16 protein-coding genes, 2 pseudogenes and 1 riboswitch are annotated in these 20,675 nt (G+C 49.8%); of the genes and pseudogenes, 6 read left to right on the plus strand and 12 right to left on the minus strand.

The features are described from left to right. Positions 1 to 61 precede the first annotated feature (61 nt). Positions 62 to 3,445, minus strand: a complete 3,384-nt coding sequence (locus ACM1PF_RS20570; protein WP_416666509.1) for an MHYT domain-containing protein — start codon at positions 3,443 to 3,445, stop codon at positions 62 to 64. A 498-nt stretch (positions 3,446 to 3,943) separates the two neighbouring features. Between ACM1PF_RS20570 and ACM1PF_RS20575 the strand changes: the two genes are divergently transcribed. The 4 genes from ACM1PF_RS20575 to ACM1PF_RS20590 all read left to right on the plus strand — a co-directional run bounded on the left by ACM1PF_RS20575 (position 3,944) and on the right by ACM1PF_RS20590 (position 10,493). Next, positions 3,944 to 7,012 carry a GAF domain-containing protein gene (locus ACM1PF_RS20575; RefSeq protein ID WP_416666510.1) on the plus strand — a complete coding sequence of 1,023 codons (3,069 nt, stop codon included), beginning with the start codon at positions 3,944 to 3,946 and terminating at the stop codon, positions 7,010 to 7,012. A gap of 88 nt (positions 7,013 to 7,100) precedes the next feature. Beyond that, positions 7,101 to 7,296: riboswitch (cyclic di-AMP (ydaO/yuaA leader) on the plus strand. Positions 7,297 to 7,393: 97 nt separating this feature from the next. Continuing rightward, positions 7,394 to 7,999, plus strand: coding sequence for a universal stress protein (locus ACM1PF_RS20580; RefSeq protein WP_416666511.1), 606 nt, complete (start codon positions 7,394 to 7,396; stop codon positions 7,997 to 7,999). Further along, the gene (locus ACM1PF_RS20585; protein ID WP_416666512.1) at positions 7,990 to 9,165 is read left to right on the plus strand and encodes a cation:proton antiporter; all 1,176 of its coding nucleotides are present in this window, start codon (positions 7,990 to 7,992) and stop codon (positions 9,163 to 9,165) included. The genes ACM1PF_RS20580 and ACM1PF_RS20585 overlap by 10 nt, the downstream gene beginning before the upstream one ends. After that, on the plus strand, positions 9,138 to 10,493 hold the full coding sequence (locus ACM1PF_RS20590) for a PTS sugar transporter subunit IIA (RefSeq protein WP_416666513.1): 1,356 nt from the start codon (positions 9,138 to 9,140) through the stop codon (positions 10,491 to 10,493). Before ACM1PF_RS20585 ends, ACM1PF_RS20590 begins: the two co-directional genes overlap by 28 nt. Here ACM1PF_RS20590 and ACM1PF_RS20595 read toward each other — a convergent pair. From ACM1PF_RS20595 to ACM1PF_RS20605, 3 genes and pseudogenes are all read right to left on the minus strand, one after another. Beyond that, positions 10,490 to 10,720 carry a type II toxin-antitoxin system HicB family antitoxin gene (locus tag ACM1PF_RS20595; RefSeq protein WP_416676739.1) on the minus strand — a complete coding sequence of 77 codons (231 nt, stop codon included), beginning with the start codon at positions 10,718 to 10,720 and terminating at the stop codon, positions 10,490 to 10,492. The genes ACM1PF_RS20590 and ACM1PF_RS20595 overlap by 4 nt on opposite strands. Then, a complete protein-coding gene (locus tag ACM1PF_RS20600; protein ID WP_416666514.1) occupies positions 10,720 to 10,896 on the minus strand; it encodes a type II toxin-antitoxin system HicA family toxin in 177 nt (58 codons plus the stop codon). The genes ACM1PF_RS20595 and ACM1PF_RS20600 overlap by 1 nt, the downstream gene beginning before the upstream one ends. A gap of 76 nt (positions 10,897 to 10,972) precedes the next feature. Further along, a pseudogene (locus tag ACM1PF_RS20605) lies at positions 10,973 to 11,883 on the minus strand (ROK family protein). 196 nt (positions 11,884 to 12,079) lie between these two features. Between ACM1PF_RS20605 and ACM1PF_RS20610 the strand changes: the two are divergent. Continuing rightward, positions 12,080 to 12,751 carry an HAD family hydrolase gene (locus tag ACM1PF_RS20610; protein WP_416666515.1) on the plus strand — a complete coding sequence of 224 codons (672 nt, stop codon included), beginning with the start codon at positions 12,080 to 12,082 and terminating at the stop codon, positions 12,749 to 12,751. Positions 12,752 to 13,314: 563 nt separating this feature from the next. Here the strand turns inward: ACM1PF_RS20610 and ACM1PF_RS20615 are convergent. The 4 genes and pseudogenes from ACM1PF_RS20615 to ACM1PF_RS20630 form a co-directional block, all read right to left on the minus strand. Continuing rightward, positions 13,315 to 13,665 carry a hypothetical protein gene (locus ACM1PF_RS20615; protein ID WP_416666516.1) on the minus strand — a complete coding sequence of 117 codons (351 nt, stop codon included), beginning with the start codon at positions 13,663 to 13,665 and terminating at the stop codon, positions 13,315 to 13,317. 58 nt (positions 13,666 to 13,723) lie between these two features. Beyond that, positions 13,724 to 14,143 (minus strand): CsbD family protein, encoded by a 420-nt coding sequence (locus tag ACM1PF_RS20620; RefSeq protein WP_416666517.1) that lies wholly within the window; start codon positions 14,141 to 14,143, stop codon positions 13,724 to 13,726. A 295-nt stretch (positions 14,144 to 14,438) separates the two neighbouring features. Then, positions 14,439 to 15,111: pseudogene (locus ACM1PF_RS20625) on the minus strand (response regulator transcription factor). A 5-nt stretch (positions 15,112 to 15,116) separates the two neighbouring features. Beyond that, on the minus strand, positions 15,117 to 16,502 hold the full coding sequence (locus ACM1PF_RS20630; RefSeq protein WP_416666518.1) for a sensor histidine kinase: 1,386 nt from the start codon (positions 16,500 to 16,502) through the stop codon (positions 15,117 to 15,119). A gap of 23 nt (positions 16,503 to 16,525) precedes the next feature. Here ACM1PF_RS20630 and ACM1PF_RS20635 point away from each other — a divergent pair, with 23 nt between their 5' ends. After that, on the plus strand, positions 16,526 to 16,759 hold the full coding sequence (locus ACM1PF_RS20635) for a hypothetical protein (RefSeq protein WP_416666519.1): 234 nt from the start codon (positions 16,526 to 16,528) through the stop codon (positions 16,757 to 16,759). A gap of 41 nt (positions 16,760 to 16,800) precedes the next feature. On the opposite strand, the gene ACM1PF_RS20640 is transcribed toward ACM1PF_RS20635, so the two are convergent. From ACM1PF_RS20640 to ACM1PF_RS20655, 4 genes are all read right to left on the minus strand, one after another. Then, positions 16,801 to 17,367: an HdeD family acid-resistance protein gene (locus ACM1PF_RS20640; RefSeq protein ID WP_416666520.1), complete on the minus strand. Its 567-nt coding sequence runs from the start codon at positions 17,365 to 17,367 to the stop codon at positions 16,801 to 16,803. 45 nt (positions 17,368 to 17,412) lie between these two features. Continuing rightward, entirely contained in the window at positions 17,413 to 17,826 is a 414-nt protein-coding gene (locus tag ACM1PF_RS20645; protein WP_416666521.1) for a hypothetical protein, read from the minus strand. Between the two features lie 235 nt (positions 17,827 to 18,061). After that, a complete protein-coding gene (nhaC, locus tag ACM1PF_RS20650) occupies positions 18,062 to 19,561 on the minus strand; it encodes a Na+/H+ antiporter NhaC (protein ID WP_416666522.1) in 1,500 nt (499 codons plus the stop codon). A gap of 9 nt (positions 19,562 to 19,570) precedes the next feature. Beyond that, on the minus strand, positions 19,571 to 20,668 hold the full coding sequence (locus tag ACM1PF_RS20655; RefSeq protein WP_416666523.1) for a M14 family metallopeptidase: 1,098 nt from the start codon (positions 20,666 to 20,668) through the stop codon (positions 19,571 to 19,573). Between the last annotated feature and the right edge of the window lie 7 nt (positions 20,669 to 20,675).

Here is a 20,675-nt window from a genome sequence, read left to right on the forward strand (position 1 = left end):
TCACTCTGATGCGATACAGTATGCTCAGAACGAACATCCATGACAAGTTTCTCCTGATCCGTTAATCGTTTTGAGTGAGATCAATAATTTGCTCAAACTGAAAGTCTGATACAAGCTTTGTGAGGCGATCGGCCAGTACAAAATGTTGCTCAGGAATTTGTTGAATGAGTTCAAGCACCAGGCGATCGCTACCCTGCAACGCTGCCCGTTCTAGCTGTTGAACCCACTCCGAAGGCATATCCTGCAAGCTATTGGATAGATCGATGCTGCGATGGACAAAAGCCTTTTTACTCAGGTGTTCTGGGTTATGGACGCTTGGAGAATTCCGGTTCAACTGATGCGGGTCTTCATCCGAAGTTTCATAAATATACTCGATTCCCAGGTGATAACCGATCTTTTCAAATATTTCTTGCTCTTGAAACGGCTTACGTACAAAATCATCACAACCTGCTGCCAGGATCATTTGCCGCTGCTCTTCAAATACGCTGGCCGTGAGGGCAATAATTCGAGTGGAGGAATGGTCTGCGCCGGGGACTGATGCAGTGATGGGATGGGGCGATGCGGTATTGCCAGTCTGTTGCTGCCTGATTTGTTGCTCTCGCGCTCGGATCTGCCGGGTTGCCTCATATCCATCCATCACCGGCATTCGCATATCCATCCAGATCAGATCCGGTTGCCAGGATGCCCAGAGGTCAAGGGCCTGCTCACCATTTTTTGCTTCTTTGACTTCTAGCCCGATTGCAGTCAGAATTTTGACCAGCAGCAAGCAATTGGCAGGATGATCTTCAACCACTAAAATTCGGGGAGATGCCTGATTCGGCTTCAAACCCTTCACTTTTTGCGGCAAAGGCTGAAGGATTGGAGGTTGCCCAAAATCATGGGACTGTACCCAAATTTCAAACGTCAGGGTAGAACCGCGATCGATCTCACTAGAAACCGTAATTTCTCCCCCCATCAACTGCACAAACTTCTGGCTGATGGTCAGTCCCAATCCGGTTCCTTGATGAGACTTGAAGCCGGAATGGGTTTGACCAAACGCTTGAAATAGACAATCCAATTCATTTGCTGCTATCCCCGGGCCCGTATCTTCTACCTCAAATGCAATGAGAAACCGGCACGATGACCGATCGACCCCTTGATCAACCGCTTTGATCTGCCAGTCCTTGGCCCATACCCGTAAGCGAACCCATCCTTGTTCAGTGAACTTAATGGCATTTCCCAATAGGTTAATGATCACCTGCCGCAGTTTCCCCTCATCTGCCTGGATAAACTGAGGTAGGGTGGGGTCACATTCAACGATCAGAGTCAACCCCTTTTTGATTGCAGTGAGTTGAAACATTTCCTCTACATGATTGAGCAGCCGATACAGGTCGAAAACGTTTTCGTTCATCTGAGTCCGTCCTGCTTCAATTTTTGACATTTCTAAGATGTCATTAATGAGTCTCAGGAGATGTTCTCCACTGCGATTAATGATGGTCGTGTATTCGCGGTGTTCAGGAGATAGCTCTTGATCATCACTCATTAACTGGGCAAAGCCTAGAATCGCATTAAGGGGGGTGCGGAGTTCGTGGCTCATGTTCGCTAAAAATTCACTTTTAGACCGATTCGCTGCATCGGCTGCTTCCTTGGCCTGTTCCAGTTCCTGGGCTTGCTGCTGGGTACGGGCAAGCAATTCCGCCTGTTGAACTGCTACACCAAGTTGAGAACTCACCTGAAGCAAAAGTTGGATCTCTTCGGTTCGCCACTGACGCGGCGCAGAATTTTGATAGGCTGCCAACAGCCCCCACAAAACCTTGCCACAAAAAATTGGCACAATCACATAAGCCTGGGCTTGGAGGCGGTTGATTAAGTTCAGATAACAGTCTGAAAAACCTGCTTCAAATACATTGTTGACGCAGCGATAACTGTTTCCCCAGCGATACGCTCCGCCTTCAGTATCTTTCAGGTAAGTATCTTCCAACTGAATGCTGTATTGCTCAATCGTTTTGAGAATACATTCTTCCTGATTAACGGTCACCTGATTCAACTCTGGCTCAGGTTGGGATGGCAGTAAGGGCAACCAACCATCCGCTACGGATTCTGCGACAAAGTGACCGCTCCAGTCGGGTTCAAATTGATAAACGACGACGCGATCGCACTGAATTGCCTGCCGCATTTCATCCGTCGTTGCACTGAAAATAGCTTCTAAATCCAGGGTTTGGTGCATCCGCTGAATCACCTGAAGCAACGTTCTTTCTCGGCTGGCCATTTGGCACAGGGAAAATTCATTTTGCTTTTGCTGAGTAATGTCACTGACCGTACAAACGACACGCTCATCCTGTTCTGCTTCCAGGGTGTAGAGCGCGGTATTAACCACGAGCCACCGCCGCTCCTGAGTCAGGGGAGATTCGATGGCTATTACCACATCATGAATCGATCGATGCTGCTGAATGGCTTGTTGTACCGGTAGATCAGCCAACTCAAACGGAGTACCATCTTCGCGGAACAAACGCCAGGATTCTCCGAAAACTTTACGTCCGCAATATTCATCCCCGTGTTCAGAAGAAACTGCATGATCTAGAAATAGCAAATCAATGCCCGCCTGATTACTCGCCAGGATTTCAGCCTGCGTGTTCAAGAGAAATACCCCAACCTGCATCTCACGGATGAGGGAGCGAAAATTCTGCTCCCTGGCTTGGAGCATTTTCCGGTTTAACGTTTGAGCCATCAGCCATTGGCTCACCAGCGAAGTCACCAGCATGAGACTCAAGATGCAAAACGCCCCAAACCCAACTCCAGTCGCTATCACAGCTGGATCTAAAGTCTGTGCTGAAACGGATACAGGATGCTCCACGGGAAAAAAATGAGTAGCAGCCATACCTGAGTAATGCATGCCGCTAATGGCCAGTCCCATCACCAGCGCGCTAATCACCATCTGCCACGACCCTTTGGGATACGATTGCTCCTGAAGCTGCGAAGCCAACCATAGAGCCGCGATCGATACCCCGATCGCCACACCTAACGACACAGCCACCCAACTCCAACGATACTGAATCACTGCCTGTAGCTGCATTGCCGCCATTCCGGTATAGTGCATCCAGGTAATGGCAATCCCCATACAGAACCCACTCCCCAGCAGCAACCTCCCATTGGTCGCAGAACGACTCAAGAGCCATAATCCGATTCCAGAGGCCATAACACCATACAGCAGCGATAGCAACGTCAGCAGCAAATCATAACTGACAGCAGTGGACAAATCAAACGCCAGCATGGCGAGAAAATGGGTAGCCCAAATACCAGTACCCATCGAGAGGATTCCACCCAGTAGCCAGAGCCACCGGGCTTTCTGAAGCCAGGATTTGACTCGAATTGCTAAATCGAGAGCTGTGTAGGAGGATAAAACAGCAATCACGAACGATAATCCAACCAGGCTCAGATGATAGGTGCCAGCAATCTCAGAATTCATCAACCACGCAGGAAAGTGAAGTAGAACGAGCTAAGTTCTCTATAGAGTTCCCGAAACAGCCGCCTCACACAACATGGGGAAAATGGGCAAATTCACTTCTCTGCCAGGGATTTGGAGTTAGGAAAATACATAAGATTGAGAAAAACCATAAATTATTAATAAATTACTGAGAAGAAATATTAAGTTTCAATAAGTTTAATTTTGATATCAACTGAGAGCTGAGAGGCAAAATTTCGGCATAGGCTTTTGCTAAAGACCTGACCAACGGTTGACTATCCTGAGCTGGCTCATCTGCTGATTCATAGTGCAAACACTCTAAACAGTGTGAAGTTTCAGTCTTCAGATTTTCTTTAGTTTTCCTCGATACAGTAGAAGAACGGTTGGTTCATCAATCCGTATTTAGAACCTATCAGAAAACCCCGTCAGGGGTTTTGGATTCCCAACACTCAAGCGAGTTTTCAGATAGACACTTAGAGAACGCTGAAAGGAAAACTGCAAATGACCTTTTTCATTGCCTCCGAGGACGAAGAAGCTCGGCTGCAAGCCCTGTACCATTACCGCATTTTAGACACCGAAACGGAAACAGTTTTCGATGACTTAACTCAACTTGCTGCCCAGATTTGTGATACCCCGATCGCCCTGATTAGCCTCGTTGATGCCCATCGACTCTGGTTCAAAGCCAGGGTTGGTCTGGATGTTTCCGAGATCGGACGGGATTTGACCCTCTGCAACTATGCGGTTCAGCAAGCCCATCCTCTGATCGTGCAAAATGCCTCAGTGGATCAACGGTTTGCTGCTGCGCCCCTCGTACTTGGAGAACCCTACATTCGCTTTTATGCAGGTATTCCCCTGGTCACGCCAGAAGGATACGGAATTGGCACCCTGTGTGTGATCGATCGGATTCCGCGTCAGTTGTGTTCAGACCAAATCAAGGCATTGGAGGCTCTCAGCCGACAAGTGATCAGCCAACTGGAGATGCGGCGGCATCTGACGTGGTTGCAGGAGCGAGAACAGCAGTTACAGTCGATCCTGAATGCTGCACCAGAGGGCATTGAATCGATCCCAGCGGATGGTCGTTTACTGGGAACGAACCCGGCAGGGTTACCCATCATTCAGCAAACGGAAAATGCCCTGCATCAGTCGCTCAAGGAATTAGCCGAGATTAAGGTTGCCCTTGATCAATTCTCCATTGTCGCCATTACGGATGCGCAGGGAAACATTACCTCTGTGAACGATCGATTCTGCGAAATTTCTCAATACTCCAGAGAAGAATTGATTGGGCAGAGCCATCGGATTGTAAACCCAAATCACTATCCCCCATCTTTCTTTCAGGATATGTGTCAAACGAGTGCCCAGGGAAAAGTTTGGCGCGGTGAAATCAAAAATCGTGCGAAAGATGGCAGCTTTTATTGGGTGGATACGACCATTGTTCCCTTTCTGGACGACCACCATCAACCCTACCAGTACATTGCCTTACAAACTGACGTTACAGCCCGCAAACAAGCTGAAACCGCACTACAGAAACAAACCGAACGAGAACGACTGGTGGCAGGCATTGCGAATCGGATTCGGCAATCGTTAGACCTGAATCAAATTTTGAATACAACGGTTTCTGAAGTGCAGCAATTGCTCCAATCCGATCGCGTTTTAACCTACCGTGTCACTCCGTACGGCACAGGGCGGGTGACGAATGAAGCGGTTGCTCCCGATTATGCCCCTATTCTGGGGCAATCCCTGCCGGAAGTGATCTTTCCCAAAGAATGCCATGAGCTGTACCGCCAGGGGCGCGTTCGGGCCATTACCAATATTGAACAGGACGAAGTTGCTCCCTGCCTGGTCGAAACATTACGCAAACTGGGGGTACAGTCAAAACTGGTCGTTCCGATTCTCCATAAAGAGCAACTGTGGGGGTTACTGATTGTGCATCACTGCCGTCAGCCCCGGCAATGGCAAACCTGGGAAATTGAACTGTTGACCCACCTATCCACTCAGGTGGCGATCGCCATTCACCAGTCAGAACTCTATCAACAAACCCAGGCAGAGCTACTAGAACGCAAGCAAGCCGAGCAAAAAATCCGCGACCAGGCTGCCCTCCTCGATGTGGCAACGGATGCCATTGTGGTGCAGGGATTAAATCGACAGATCACTTACTGGAATAAGGGCGCTGAACGGTTATATGGCTGGGCTGCCAGGGAAGCCATGGGCCAACTGGAAGATAAACTGCTCTACCGAGAGGCTCCTGGGAACATTGAAGCTATCTACCAGGCCGTTCTATCGAAAGGAGAGTGGCAGGGAGAATTGTACCAATGGACAAAGGCGGAACGGGAGGTCATTGTTCAAAGTCGTTGGACATTGGTGCGGGATTCAAACGGTCAACCCCAGGCGATTCTAATGGTGAATACCAACATTACTCAGAAGAAACAACTGGAACGACAGTTTCTCCGGGCCCAGCGGATGGAGAGTATTGGTACGCTGGCAGGAGGAATTGCCCATGACCTCAATAATCTTCTGGCTCCCATATTGATGGCAGTGTCGCTGTTGGAAATGCAGCTTGCTGATCCAGAGGATCCGAAAGGGCGACAGTGGATTGATATTATTGACAGCAGTGCGCGGCGAGGGGCCAGTTTAGTCAAGCAGGTGTTGTCGTTTGCGCGGGGTGTGGAAGGGGAGCGATCGCTGCTGGAGGTCAAGCATTTGATCTGGGAAATCAAGCAAATTGCTGAAGAAACCTTTCCCAAATCGATTACCCTATCCACCAACATTCCCCGCGATCTCTGGATCGTTTGCGGTGATGCCACTCAACTACACCAGATTTTAATGAACCTTTGCCTCAATGCTCGGGATGCGATGTCCAATGGAGGAATGATCAAGATTTCGGCTGAAAATGTCGAACTCACTGAAGAATTTGCCCAATTCCATCTAGAAGCTCACGCAGGCTCCTATGTCAAGATTACGGTTTCTGATACTGGAGAAGGCATTACGCCAGATGTAATCGATCGCATTTTTGATCCATTTTTCACCACAAAGGAAATGGGAAAAGGAACGGGATTAGGATTATCGACTGTTATGACGATCATCAAAAGCCACAACGGATTTATTACTGTATCGAGCCAGATTCATAAAGGCACAGAGTTTCAGGTTTACTTACCTGCCATTCACCAAACCGAAGTTCAGGTGACTGAAGCGCAAAATATATTAATAGGACATGGTGAGTTAATCCTGTTGGTTGATGATGAAACGTTTATCCGTGAAGTCACAAAGGATTTATTGGAAACCTACGGCTATGAGGTTTTGACCGCTCAAGATGGGATTGAAGCAGTCACTTTGTTTGCCCGACATAAGGCGGATGTTCGTCTCGTTTTAATCGACATGATGATGCCGTCAATGGATGGAAAAGCAACGATTCAAACCCTGCGTACCATGAATCCCCAAATTCAAATTGTTGCAATGAGTGGCTTGAGTACGAGTGGGGTCAATGAGCCAAAAACTGAAGTGAACGCTTCCTTATCTAAACCATTCACCACTCAGGAATTGCTCTCAACCTTGCAGCAGGTACTCCAGATTTGAATTGGCGGTTATTTTATCTAATGGCTTAAAAAACTCCATCTTCGGAAGGATCGTCCTGCCTCAGGGTAATGCTATAATTTCCAGAAATTAAGCAAGTCAGCCTAATTCGATCGCAATGGTGTTCATTACAGACACAGCGTTGTGGTTGGAGCGGAGGAACCTTTTTCTGGGGCTTATCTTGGAAAGGCGAGGGGGGTGAAATTGCACCTGCCATCGTGATTCAAGAGGGACATCTCTCAGTCCTAGCCCGTCAGCTAACTTCGTCGGCATTGGGAGGAGACTGGGTTTCAAGCATTTTCACAATGGGTTGAACCACCGGTGTCCTTGGCGGGTATCGCTACGGCTTGCTGACTGTACCTGCTAGACTCTGGAGATCGTTCAATGACATCGTTTCATGGAATTTTGGCGGCTTTAGGCCGTGATAATTTTGCAGACGCAATATTCGATCGCTCTCTGACCCTGGCCCAGCAGTACCACAGCCGTTTGATCTTGACCCACTGTACCAGACTCAAAATCGCGGAACACATGGGCACCTTTATTGATGCGGGGTTTGGTTTAGTCAGTCCTGGAAAACTGCAACAGCTAGACGAAGAGCATCGAGATCAGGTCGATGCAGACTATCAGTGGCTTTGTGATTATGCTGCGATCGCCCACGCCCTCGGCGTTCCTGCAAAAGCGGTTCACCAAGTTGGAGATGTGGGGGTGCAGATTTGTCGTCTGGCAAACCACTCCCATGCAGATTTGATCGTCATGGGGCGCAGTCTCAAGCCTGGTTTGAAGCGACGGTTCTTTGGCAGTACACCCGATTATGTGATGCGCCATGCATCTTGCCCCGTGCTGGTTGTACAGAATGAGTTCCACACTCAACCCCTGCCGCCAGGGGCTGTCAAGCCATCCACGGAGGGAGCCCATCAGTCCCCTCTTCATTTAGTGGACTGGAAACCCACCCATCTTCCCACCACCATAAGGAGTCATACATGGAATTAATCCTGGGGCTAACCCTTCCGGTTGAAGATCCAATTTTGATCTTTGGAATTTGTATGGTCGTGATTTTGGCAACTCCGCTAATCTTTGAGCGGTTTCGGCTTCCAGGGATCATTGGGCCGATCATCGCAGGGGTGATCTTAGGCTCTAGTGTCCTGAACGTGCTGGAGCGAGGTCAGGCGATCGAGCTATTGGGAAATGTCGGGTTGCTCTACATCATGTTTTTGTCGGGGCTGGAGATCAATATGTCTCAGTTCCGCAAAAACCGCGATCGCAGTCTGGTCTTCGGCATCATTACATTCACCATTCCTCAATTCATCGGTACCGTACTGTTTCGGTATGTTTTGGGATTTGGGTGGGCTGCTGCCATCTTGATTGCCAGTATGTTTGCCTCCCATACCCTGGTGCCCTACCCGATCATTAGCCGATTGGGCATCACGAAGAACGATGCCGTAGTCACCACTGTCGGCGGCACGATTCTAACAGATACGGTGGCCCTGTTGGTGCTGGTGGTCGTCGCCCGGGGCTTTGAAGGAGAGTTAACCACGACTTTCTGGATTACCCTCGCTCTGGCAATGGTGATTTATGTGGCGGCGGTGGTCTACCTGCTGCCGCTATTAGCCCGCTGGTTCTTCCGGAATGTGGAAGACGGTGGCAAGAGCGAGTTTATCTTTGTTCTGGCAGTTGTATTTATTGGTGCCTATTTAGCTCGTGCCGTGGGGACAGAGGCCATTCTGGGGGCGTTTTTAGTCGGACTAACGCTGAATCGACTGATTCCAGAACGCAGTCGGTTAATGACCCGAATTCAGTTCTTCGGTGAAGCCTTTATCATTCCGTTTTTTCTGATCTTTATCGGTCTGCTGGTGGATGTGTCAGTCCTGGCCAGCGGATGGACAGCCTGGGTCGTGATGATTGCCATGCTATCCACCAACGTTGGAACAAAATGGATCGCGGCTGGATTAACCCGGCGAATCTACAACTATTCCGATGCCCAGGGTTGGGTGATTTTTGGCTTATCTACCTGCGAGGCAGCAGCAACTTTGGCGGCCACCCTGGTGGGCTATGAACTTGGCATTATTGGGGATGATGTGCTGAATGGCGTGGTGCTGATGATCTTTGCGACCTGCATCCTTGCGCCTGGGTGGTCGATCGCTTTGGTCGTAAGGTAGCCCAGGAGCAAGAGGAAGACCAGATCTACGAACCGCGTCAGGCTCCCCAACGGATTTTGGTACCTCTGGCGAATCCATCCACTAGTGAAACTCTGATGAATATTGCCTCGATGCTGCGGGATAGTAAGTCTGAAGAAACGATCTTCCCCTTGACCGTGGTGGCTGAGGAACTGGAGGCAGACAACACGGAAAGCAATGTGGCGGCAGCGGAACGACTACTTGCCCATGCGGTGGTTCATGCGGCTGAAATTGATGTGCCTGTGAACCCGGTCACCCGCGTTGCCCGCAATCCGGCCTCTGGTATTGTGGAGGCAGCAACGGAACGACGGGTCAGCGATATTGTGATTGGCTGGAATGGAGCCCGATCGGCCCAACAGCGAATTTTTGGCACCGTGATTGACCAGATGTTGGAGCAGTCCAGCCAGCAGGTCTGGGTCTGTAAGCTGGAACATTCCGTTAACACATTTCAACGGCTCGTGGTGGTAATGCCGCCGTTAGTCGATCACAATCCAGGCTTCTATGAAGCGGTTCGATCGCTCAAACAGTTAGCGTCACAGTTAGGGGCAACGATTCAAGCACTCGTGGTTGGAGATAACGCCGATCGCTTCCGCCAGCACTTTAGTGAGGTTGCCATTGAGGTAGATGCTGCCTTCATGGAAGTTTCAACCTGGCAAGCCCTGGAAACGACGCTCCACGATACAGTCAATGACAAAAATTTGATGGTGCTCCTCAGTGCCCGGGAAGGGACGATCGCCTATGAACGCTCCCTATCGCGCCTACCGCAAATGTTAGCAGACTTACACGCCAGCTTCCTGGTGCTGTACCCGTCGGAGAAAGAACTGCGGAGTGTGAGCATTCAGCCCCAGGGATTACCCGATATTCTGACTGAGAATCGCGTTGTACTGGATTTAGCGACTCCTTCCTACGAGAAAACTGTTGATGTGCTGCTCAGCACGGCGATCGACACCCATGATCCACGCCATAACTCGGTTCTCAAAGCCCTGGTTTACGATGATGTGGGATACGCTAGTGAGGTCTTACCGGGAGTCATTATTTCCCACGCCCGAGTCCGGGAACTGAAAGAAACCAAGATGTTTTTGGGAATTCACCGGGAAGGCGTAAAACACGATCGGATCCAGCAGCCTGTTCATGTTGTGATTCTCCTCCTTAGTCCGGCCCAGCGCACCACACAGGAACACCTGAGCCAACTAGCTGAGATCGCCCGCTACTTTAGCCATGTAGACGATCTGGACAGGCTAACTCTGTGTCGGAACCTGGAGGAACTGCGCGCCTGGTTTGAACAAAACGGAGGAGTGCGATCGCGTTAACAAGAACCACTGTGGCTTAAAGCTTTGACCCGCTGAATCGCATTATCTATGTCAGGCAAGGTTCGCCCGTGCTTGATTGCGGTTTCAATCCAAAGATTTGCAACAATTTCTAGTTCTTCTAGTGTTTCAGGCAGCGTTTCACCCTGGGCAATACAACCTTTAAGTGCAGGAATTTCTGCTACATAACCCTCTCCATCACAGGGATAAATCACAATTGGATATTTCATCATGAACTTTCCTCATCTTCTGGATTGTCTAGCTGTTCGATCAGTTCGATCACTCGTTTGACATAAATTTCTTTGACCTTGTTGTTGTGGACTGGAATAGCAAATGTTATTTCTCCCTTTGTGAAAACATGATGGCTTCCTGTAATGCGATCGAGAGAAAAATCTTCCTGCTCCAAAAGCTTTCGGATATCCGAAAACGTTGCATCTTTAGGGTTATTTTTAGCTTTTTGCGGAGTTTTTCTCGTTTACTCATTAACTTGTGAATGAATTAGCCTTCTGCAACGCCAACCTGGCAGCCCCCACCACTCCCGCCTGTCCCCCTAATTCTGCCCTCAAAAGCTGAAGCCCGGAACGAGAACTTGGTAAAACCCGCCGCTCCATCTCTGCCTGGGCGGTGGGTAGAAAAAATTCAGCACTGGCACTGATGCCGCCACCAATAATCACAGCTTCAGGGGTTAGCACATAGATCAAACTGGCTAATCCTGCCCCCAGGTCTCGACCATAGGTGTGCCAAAATTCGATCGCCTCTGGTTCCCCTGCCTTCGCCCGTTCGCCCAGTTCGTGGGGTTCCAGTCCGGTGCGTCGTCGAATCGCTTGAATCGAGACATACTGCTCCAGGGAACCCTTGTTGCCGCTGTTGCAGTCTGGCCCCTCTGGACGCAGCGTAATTAATCCCAGTTCTCCGGCTGCTCCATCCCGTCCCACAAACAGCTGACCATTTAAAATCACGGCTCCACCCACCCCCGTTCCCAGGGTCAGCAAAATCAGGTCTTGATAGGCTCGCCCCGCTCCCAGCCAGTATTCCCCCATTCCAGCACAGTTGGCATCGTTGGCCAGCACCGTTGGTCGATTCGTTTTTGCCTCCAGCCAATCGGCCAGGGGAATGTCCTTCCAGCCCTTCAGATTAATGGCAACCCTGGCAATTCGACCCTCAGCATCCGCCGGGCAGGAGTACCCACCCCGATCGCCACGGTATGATGCGCTGGATCAAGCTGCTCGATCGCGGCCACCATCGTTTGCAGGACGGACTCCGGGTCAGCAGGCTGCGGGGTGGGAATCGTCAGAGCCGCCAGGCAGGTTCCCTGACTATCAAAACGACCGAGTTTAATGGCAGTACCGCCCAGGTCGATACCAATGACTTCTACTAGCTCTGAACTCCCCATCCCCGTTTCCTCGTCCTCTGCGTTTGAACTCTGTTTGAACTCTGTTTGAACTCTGTTTGAACTCTGCGCCTGAACTCTACATCTGAAATCTGCGATCGCTGCGAACGATCATAATCCAAGCTGACACTGAATTCGTCTGTTACACTTTGTTACGTAAGGGCAAGTTACATAGGGGCGATCGATAGGAGAAAAGGGAATGTTAAAAGCACTGCTATTTGATTTAGATGGAACGCTGGCCAATACTGACCCGATTCACTTTCAAACCTGGAAAGATTTATTGCAAGGATACGGTCTGGATATTGACCCAGAATTTTATCAGGCAAATTTCAGCGGTAGACGCAATCAAGAAATTATTAGCGATTTACTACCCCAACTTTCTCCAGAGGATAGCAATCAATTAAGCTTGCAGAAAGAAGCGGATTTTCGGGTTCGGGCTGAAATGCTCTTGACTCCTACTGAAGGCTTACTCGATGTGCTGGAGTGGATGGAGAGACAATACTTGAAACGGGCGATCGTCACCAATGCTCCGACGGAAAATGCGGCATTTATGTTGCGAGTACTCAACCTGAAGGAAACCTTTGAAACCGTCATTTTAGGGGATGAACTGCCAGTCGGAAAGCCCGATCCATTGCCCTATCAAATGGCGTTAGAACAGTTAGAAATTACCCCAGAGGAAGCGATCGTCTTTGAGGATTCGGCTTCCGGAATTCGATCGGCAGTTGGAGCTGGAATCATGACCATTGGGGTTGCCTCGACCCATTCCCATGCAGAGCTTTATGGGTTGGGTTGTAAGCTTGTTATTAATGACTTCTCCGATCAGCAATTGTGGGAATTATTGGGCGATCGAGTGGCTCCGGCTCCGGTCTGATTGGAGTGTATCCCAATTTTGCATTTCCGCGACAACTATCCCACTGGCAGGCAAGACTTCGGCGCGAGCTTAGGTCGAACGCTCAGTCGAACGCTGCCTGCGCTACGGAAGAATGTATTCCTGTAGGGTGGGCATTGCCCACCAAAACTACTATCATCCAACACACTATAGCTATCCTCCGTAGGATTTGAACGGGGTGCAGGGGTAAAACCCTGGCGTGGGGGCGTTGCCCCTACCCCCTTGTTCACAAACAATTTGTGAACGCTATATAAAAAGCAAAAAATAGAAAGCAAAAAGGCTGGTTGACTGACAAAACTTCTCAGTCAAGACCCTGAAAGCCCTCACCCTAGCCCTCTCCCAATGGGAGAGGGAACTGGAAAAGTGAATCGCTCCCCTCGCCCCGTGGGAGAGGGGTTGGGGGTGAGGGCACACAACTTTTGTCAGTCAATCAGGCAAAAAGGTCAGGCGATTCACCTGACCCATTGAGTCCTCTTGATGGAATTAGCGATTTCTAACTCTAATCGGCTCTAGAGAAATAGTTTCGAGCCTTACCAACTTCTGTCCTATTTCTTGCCAGTTGCTCGCTCTAGAACATTTTGCAGTTGATCCTTACCCGTTGTTGCCTGAGGAGCATCTTCAGGACGATACATCTGGTTGACATCTGCCGCACCCTGAACTTCGTTAAGTCCTTCGTTAGCCCGACGCTGAGTTTCTTCCATGGAGAGCGGATCTGCTTTCGTCACCTCTTCAGACTTCCGGAAGATTTCGTCTAACCGAGTGTCACCTTCAGTAGGGTTAGACTGAGAACTGCCGATCGCTGCGGCTGGAAAAGCGTTGGAAACGACTAGCAAAGTACAGATAAAAACAACCAGTACTGCACGAATTGCATTAGAGATAATACGAGAAAAATTCATAACTTCCTCCCAAAATTTGATTGAATCTAAACGGATGGTGGTACAAGTTAACTACGGTTTAGTCGAAGAAATCCTTCACACTATCAATCAGACTTTCGCCCTGATCCTGTGCTTCTGAACCTGCTCGATCGATCGCCGATTTAGCTCGACCGATTCCTTCTTTAGCTTGACCCTGTGCCTGTCTGGCAGCACCTTCCGCCTGTCCAGATGCTTTGCCGAACTGACGTTGGACATTACCGTAGGCTCGGTCGATTTTTCCTTCAGCCTGATCGCTTGTTCCTGCGCCAAAAGCCCGATCAATTTGCTCTTGGGCATTTTGCCGCTCGTATTGCACCATGTCATTTCCCGCCATTGCAGCCGGAGTTGAAACGGTGAAAACCCCTTGCCATCCCAGGGTCAGGACAACTAGGCAAGCAAATGTAGCAACTAGTTGATAAGCTCTCTGTAGAAAGTTCACTATTAAGTGATTACGTTTCATCGACGAAACCTCTTCATTCACTGATGCTCCTATTTGTACTCTGAAGCACTCCCTTGATGAATCGATCTAGGGGGTGAGGTTATGACGCGATGAATACAGAAAAAATCTCCCTCTAGGTGTAGTGAAATAACAGAACGATTGCTGCTATTCTAATTAATCCCTCAATTTCAGCCAAATTAATTTATTCAGCCGCATTTTGGAAAAATTTCTTCCTGAGACTGAATCCGCTGCCCAGATGAGCCGCCGATCGCCTCAAAGTTCAGCAACGCCGCTAGATAATCTGGATGACCTTTCCCTATTCCCGCAGCACATATCCTACGCTCCGCACCGTATGGATCAGCCGCTTTTCATTCTCTTCTTCTAGCTTCAGGCGCAAATAGCGAATGTAAACCTCAATGATATTAGAATCACCCATAAAGTCGTAGCCCCAGACTTTTTCCAGGATTTGATCACGGGTGAGCACCTGACGGGGATTGATCATCAAGTATTCCATTAAATCAAACTCCTTTGCCGTTAGCTCGATCGCCCGTCCCCCTCGGAAAACTTCGCGGGTTTTACGGTTCAGGGTCAAATCATCAAACTGAAGCTGATCGGCATCAGGTTCTTGGGTTCGGCGTAGGTGGGCCGAACCCTGGCCAGGAGTTCTTCAATGCTAAAGGGCTTCACCACATAATCATCTGCCCCTGCATCCAGTCCTTCAATCCGATCGCCAACCGCATCCTTTGCCGTCAAGAAAATCACTGGAGCCTTATTACCCGTTGAACGCAGCCGCCGACAAATTTCCACTCCCGTCATCCCTGGAAGCAGCCAGTCTAAAATGAACAGATCTGGAGATTCTTCCCGGGCAGGGTTAGCCCCGTTAAACCATCGTTGGCAACACTGACTCGATAGCCTTCAGAGGTTAGCTCCAATTCCATAAATCGGGCTAATTTCACTTCATCTTCTACCAAAAGAATGTGGGCCGCCATAATTTCTAGTCCTTGATGCCTGTCGATAGATGACTGGAAGAACATAACTGGGAAGGAAGGGTCACGGTGAACAAACTGCCTTCCCCAGGATGTGACCAGACTTTGATTTGTCCGTCCATACTTTCAACCAGTGTTTTAACAATAGATAATCCCAAACCCACCCCTCCCGTCGCCCGACTCCGAGCGTGATCGATCCGATAAAAGCGATCGAAAATTCGTTCCTGTTGATCTAGCGGCATCCCACAGCCGTAGTCTCGGATTTCAATTGTGCGCGTCTCTTCAGTCTGCGATAGGGTGATGGTAATTGGATGGTCTGGCGGAGAATACTGGGCAGCATTATCCAGTAAGTGCGTCAAAATTTGGATCAGGCAATTGCGATCGGTGGTCATCCAAATGTCCTGATCAGCATTCACTTTAATTAGAGGGTGCTGTGCTTTTTCAGTCAGTTTGACCACATCTGCAACCAGATCATTTAGTTTCAGGCGTTCTGAATGCAAGTAAACACAACTGTTGTCTGCGCGGGCCAGATCCAGCAAACTTTGTAAGAGTTGAATCGTCCGATCGGTTTCTGAAATGGCGGTTTCTAATAATTCTTGCTGCATGGCACTGAATGAACTGCCTCGACGCTGCATACACTGGAGGGAACCATAGGTCACGCTCAACGGTGTTCTCAGCTCATGGGAAATATCCCCCAGCAATTGCCGCTGCTGTTCCCAGGACAACCCCAGGCGAGACAGCATTTCGTTCAGCTTCTCGGCCAGCTCTCTTACCTCAGTGGGGGCCTTGTCCAGGGTCATTTTGGCTTGACTTAAATCGTGCGCTGAAATGGTAGAGGCAATCTGGCTAATGCGGCGTAGGGGACAGAGCGATCGCTGAATGTACCAGGCAATCACGGCAGCCAGCAAGACGATCGCCAGACCTGTAACAATCCACAACCCTTGCATGGTACGGTTCAGCATTAACTGATTGCTGGTAATATCCTGGGCAATTCGCATCTGTCCCAGGTTCCGCCCGCGTACTTTGAGTAAATCGCTACACAGCACCAGATACCGCTGCTCGACCTGGTAAACGTTGGGCTGTTTGGGCAGTTCGTACAGTGCAAATAGATTCTCCCGAAATTCAGGCTCAATGACCTGAAAGGACTGGGATTGGGCAGTGATTTCCCCATCCGCTGCCTCTACCCAAATCAATACATTTGGTGGGGCCTTGTCGATCGCAAGCTGGACACTCTCCGCCATTGGGAACGATTCATTATAAATCTGCACATCCAGCGGCAGCCGATCGCTCAGGTGCTTGATCGTGTCAGTATGGGTATCAATCAAAATTTCCTGCATCCGCCAGCCTACCCAACAAGATACCCCCCCTAACCCCAGCACTGAGAACGTCGTCACTCCCACCGTCAGGCGAAATTGCAGTGAAGCAGGATCTAGCCAACGATGGGGCGATTGGGGGGGAGGGGGGAGGATTGGCGGGATTTTGGGTTAAACGATTTTCCACCCAGCTTTTAGCTCTAGACCATGCAGTGGAAGCATGGGAGCGTAGGTTAGTCATTACAGGCTGTGGCAGAATTCGCTTCATAGAAGAAAGGACGGCTGAAACAAAGATGACCTTTTATCTATTAAGCGTGATCAAGCTGAGATTGCGCTGAGAAACAACTGGGCAACTCCTAAAATTTTGCATATTTTTGGATCAAGTCCGACTCGCTGCGATCGTCCGTCGAGCCACTAGGGCTGCACTCAACAAAGAAATACCGCTCATCAGCAAACTAATTCCCACGTACAGACCAATCAGCCAGATGGCACTGAAGGGCCAGCGGTTCAGAACCATGATGCCCAAAATCAGGGTCACGATGCCATTCACAGCTACCAGCCATGACATCCTGTGCCCCGATCGGTTGGTGAAGGCCATAATGATTGTAAAAGCACCTTCAACAATAAACAAAATACCAAATGCGAAGGTCAGGGCAACCACCGCAGCCCCGACATTAAACAAAATGTAAATCCCGGCAACGACATACAAAAGCCCCACAATCAAGTTCAGCCAAAATCCTCTGACTGGCTTGGACTGAAAGGACTCCACAATCATCACAATACCGCTAATCAGCGTAATCCAGCCGATGACAAGGGTAAAAAACGCGGAGGCAATTCCAGGAGATAAAATCGCCAGAATGCCAAGAACAATTAGAGCAATACTGAGGGCAATGATCCACCCCGTTGCTTTTCTAAGATTAGGTTCAACCTGATATTCAACCGTCATAATTACACACCTCGGATTTTACAATTTCTACGGTTTGCAAACTGGCTACTGACAAGTCAAGCCTGATTCCATCTGCACCTGAGCCGCTTCTACCGCCGCAACTTCCTCTGCGATCGAGTCTGTTGCCTGTTGCAGGGTCGCTGTATTAGAAATGCCTTGAATGGCTCTGTCCAGTTCCTCCTGGGCTTGCTCTAACTCAACCACTCTTGCCTCTTGCACACTGGCGGCTGAGGTTTTCACCTGATTAAACGTCGCTTTCACTTCATCCTGGGCCTGCTTTAAGTCACCCACGGTGGAGTTTGGACTCAAGCTTCTGAGCGCGGCGACCGATGTTCTGAATCTTGCTAAATCTGTGCAGAGGGCAGCTTGTTTCTCTGCTGCGGTTGGAGTGGATTCATTTGCACAACTTGCCAGTAAAAGCAGAAAAAGCGCAGTTAGAGAAAGTTTAATTAATTTCATAGTTAATTCCTTGGTTGATAGTGATGAAAAATGTAAACCGTTGTAAAAAAAGAGCAACGAAAAGTAAACCAAATTGGCAATACAATCTGCATTTAAGGTGTTGGTCTAAGCATGGAGAATCAAGGGTTTGTTCTTAAAGCTAGAACAATAAAATATGAAATTGATAGGAAATCAGGGTTTCACCTGTCAATCAAGGATCATGAGGCGCGATCGAGTTGACGAATCAAATTCCAGCCTATGTTTTAACTTCGGAGGTTGGCGCAAGTTCTGGATTGGAGATAGGGGGCATGCGAGCGATCCGAAAACCTGTAATGCCATACAGCAGTGACAAAATCGGGCTGGCAATATTAAAGATGGCAAACGGCAAATAGAGGAACGTGGACACCCCCAGAGTGGCTGCCATGTAAGCCCCACAGGAATTCCAGGGCACCAGAGGAGATGTGACCGTACCGCCATCTGCTGCGGCCCTGGATAGATTTTGGGGACTTAACCCCCGCTTCTGGAACTCAATCCGAAACAATCGCAGGGGTAGCACTAATGCAATGTATTGATCCCCAGCAGTAATGTTCAAGCCGATCGCCGTTGCAATGACAGTTGCAAACAAAAGCCCAGTTGTTTTAGCCCGGTAAAGGATAGGATTGATCAGCTTTGCCAGCAGCCCAAATTCTTCCATAAGGGCGCCAAACGTGACCGCACCGATAATGATCCAGAGAGTGTACAGCATACTGTCCATCCCGCCCCGCGACAGCAGCATATCAATATCGGCAATGCCAGAATTTTCCTGATAGCCATTGGCCAACGCCATCCAGATGCCTTTGATATAGACCAGGGGGGCACCCAGGGTGGGATCATTCACAAAGCGCAGAATGGCTTGGGGTTGGAAAATTGCCCCCAGTACACCTGCCACCAGTGCTGCACTCATGATGGCCAGGGAGGCAGGCACTTTACGAATGGAGAACACCACCAAAAAGACCAGGGGGAGTAAATTCAGGGGGGTAATCCAAAAGAGTTGATTCAGTTGAGCCAGATCTGTTGCCGTTTCCAGGCTGGCAACGACGGTTTCCCTCAAGCCGAGCATGATAAAGATCACGAAGGCAATGACAAAGGCCGGAACTGATGTCCAGATCTGGGTGCGAATGTGCGTGTAGATATCAACGCCCGCCAACTGAGCACTCAAAACGGTGGTTTCGGAAAGGGGAGATGTTTTGTCACCAAAATAGGAGCCAGAAATGACGGCACCTGCGGTAATGACCGGGGAAACCCCAAGCAATGAGGCGATCCCAACCAGACCCACGCCGATAGTGCCAACCGTTGTCCAGGAACTGCCGATGCCCATCGAAACCACTCCGCAGATCAGGGCACTGGCCGCATAGAACCAGTTGGGTTGTAGCAATTGAATGCCGTAATACACCATCGTTGGAATAGTGCCAGACATATTCCATGTCCCAATCAACGCCCCCACTGCCAGCAAAATAAACACCGCACTGACGATCGAGGAAATCGCCCGCCCCCCCGCCGCACTGATATCACTCCAGGGATGCCCATTTTTCAGAATGATGAGCGCAGCAACCATTGTGCTGAAAATCAACGCAACCTGGACTGGCCCATCGATCGCATTCAGCCCAAACAAAGAAACGGCCCCACCGATCGAGACAATCAGCACAACCAGCGAAATCAGGACATCCAGATAGGACGGTTCTTTGATGGGACGGGGACGAGGAGGTGGATTAGACATAGCATTTCCTCAGTTCTCAGCACTGTTCTCAACAGAGTTCTCAACAGAGTTCTCAGCACTGTTGTACAAAATCTGGATGATCCGGGAACCCGGTTCACTCAGCGCATCACGGGCGATCGTCGCCACTTCCCCCGCCACACTTACCGTATATTCAGCCACCACATCACCAAAAGAATTGCGCTGGATGGCCACCGTTTGTCCGGGAGTCACTTTATCTCGCAGGTCAACTAGCATTTCCAGGTAGCCGCCCGTTGCCGAACGTATTGTCTCGAAGGAGTCACCGAAGAAAGTTCCCGCTTCCCTGGAGGTGCGATCGATCGAGCCGTCAATCACCCTGTAATGCTTCAGCACATTCATGCTGCCCTCCACCGCCATCGCAATCTTGCGCGGATCAAAAATTCGCGGTTCACCAATTTCGATCGTCATTACCGGAATTCCCGCTGCTACAAACGCCATTTCCAGGGAGCCGCTTTCCCCTGGATCGTTTTTGATTTGCTCCACCGGAAACAATTCAGCCATCTGGCGAATCTCTGGCTGTCGCAAGTCGGCAAAGATGAACATCGTGAAATCGCCCCCCGTTGAGGCGGTGTGATAGTCGAGAGCCACATCCACGTTGGGTTTGAACAACCGATGCCAGAGCATTCCGGCATGGCGAGTCGGGGCATCATCGCCCATTTCGTCACCGGGCCAGACGCGGTTCAGATCAACCAACGAGCCGCCTTTTTGCCCGATCGGCCATTTGCGCTGAATGTGCTCTTTGGCTGGACGGGAGAGATCGAAAACCGCCATCACCGTCCCGGCCATTTGGGTGGGATCAAGACTTGCCATCACCTGATGGGCCGCATTCACCGGGCTGAGTTCATCCCCATGTACCCCTGCCGTCAGCACAATGCGTTTGCCGGTCTGTACTCCCTTGGCTACCACCACGGGTACATACCAGTGTTGCCCGGTTCCCATTTGCACCCCCTGGAAAAAAAAGCGGTGCTTCTGTCCGGGTTCCAGGTCGTTGATATTCAACTGGCTGATCACTGGCACCCCCTGGATCACATCGCCTGTGTAGACCGTCTGCTCTGAGGGAATCAGCATTGCATTCAGTAGTGTTGTCATAATGACT

The sequence above is a fragment of the Egbenema bharatensis FJBBOT/2019 genome (assembly GCF_048077055.1).
Taxonomy (GTDB): Bacteria; Cyanobacteriota; Cyanobacteriia; order Elainellales; family Elainellaceae; genus Egbenema; species Egbenema bharatensis.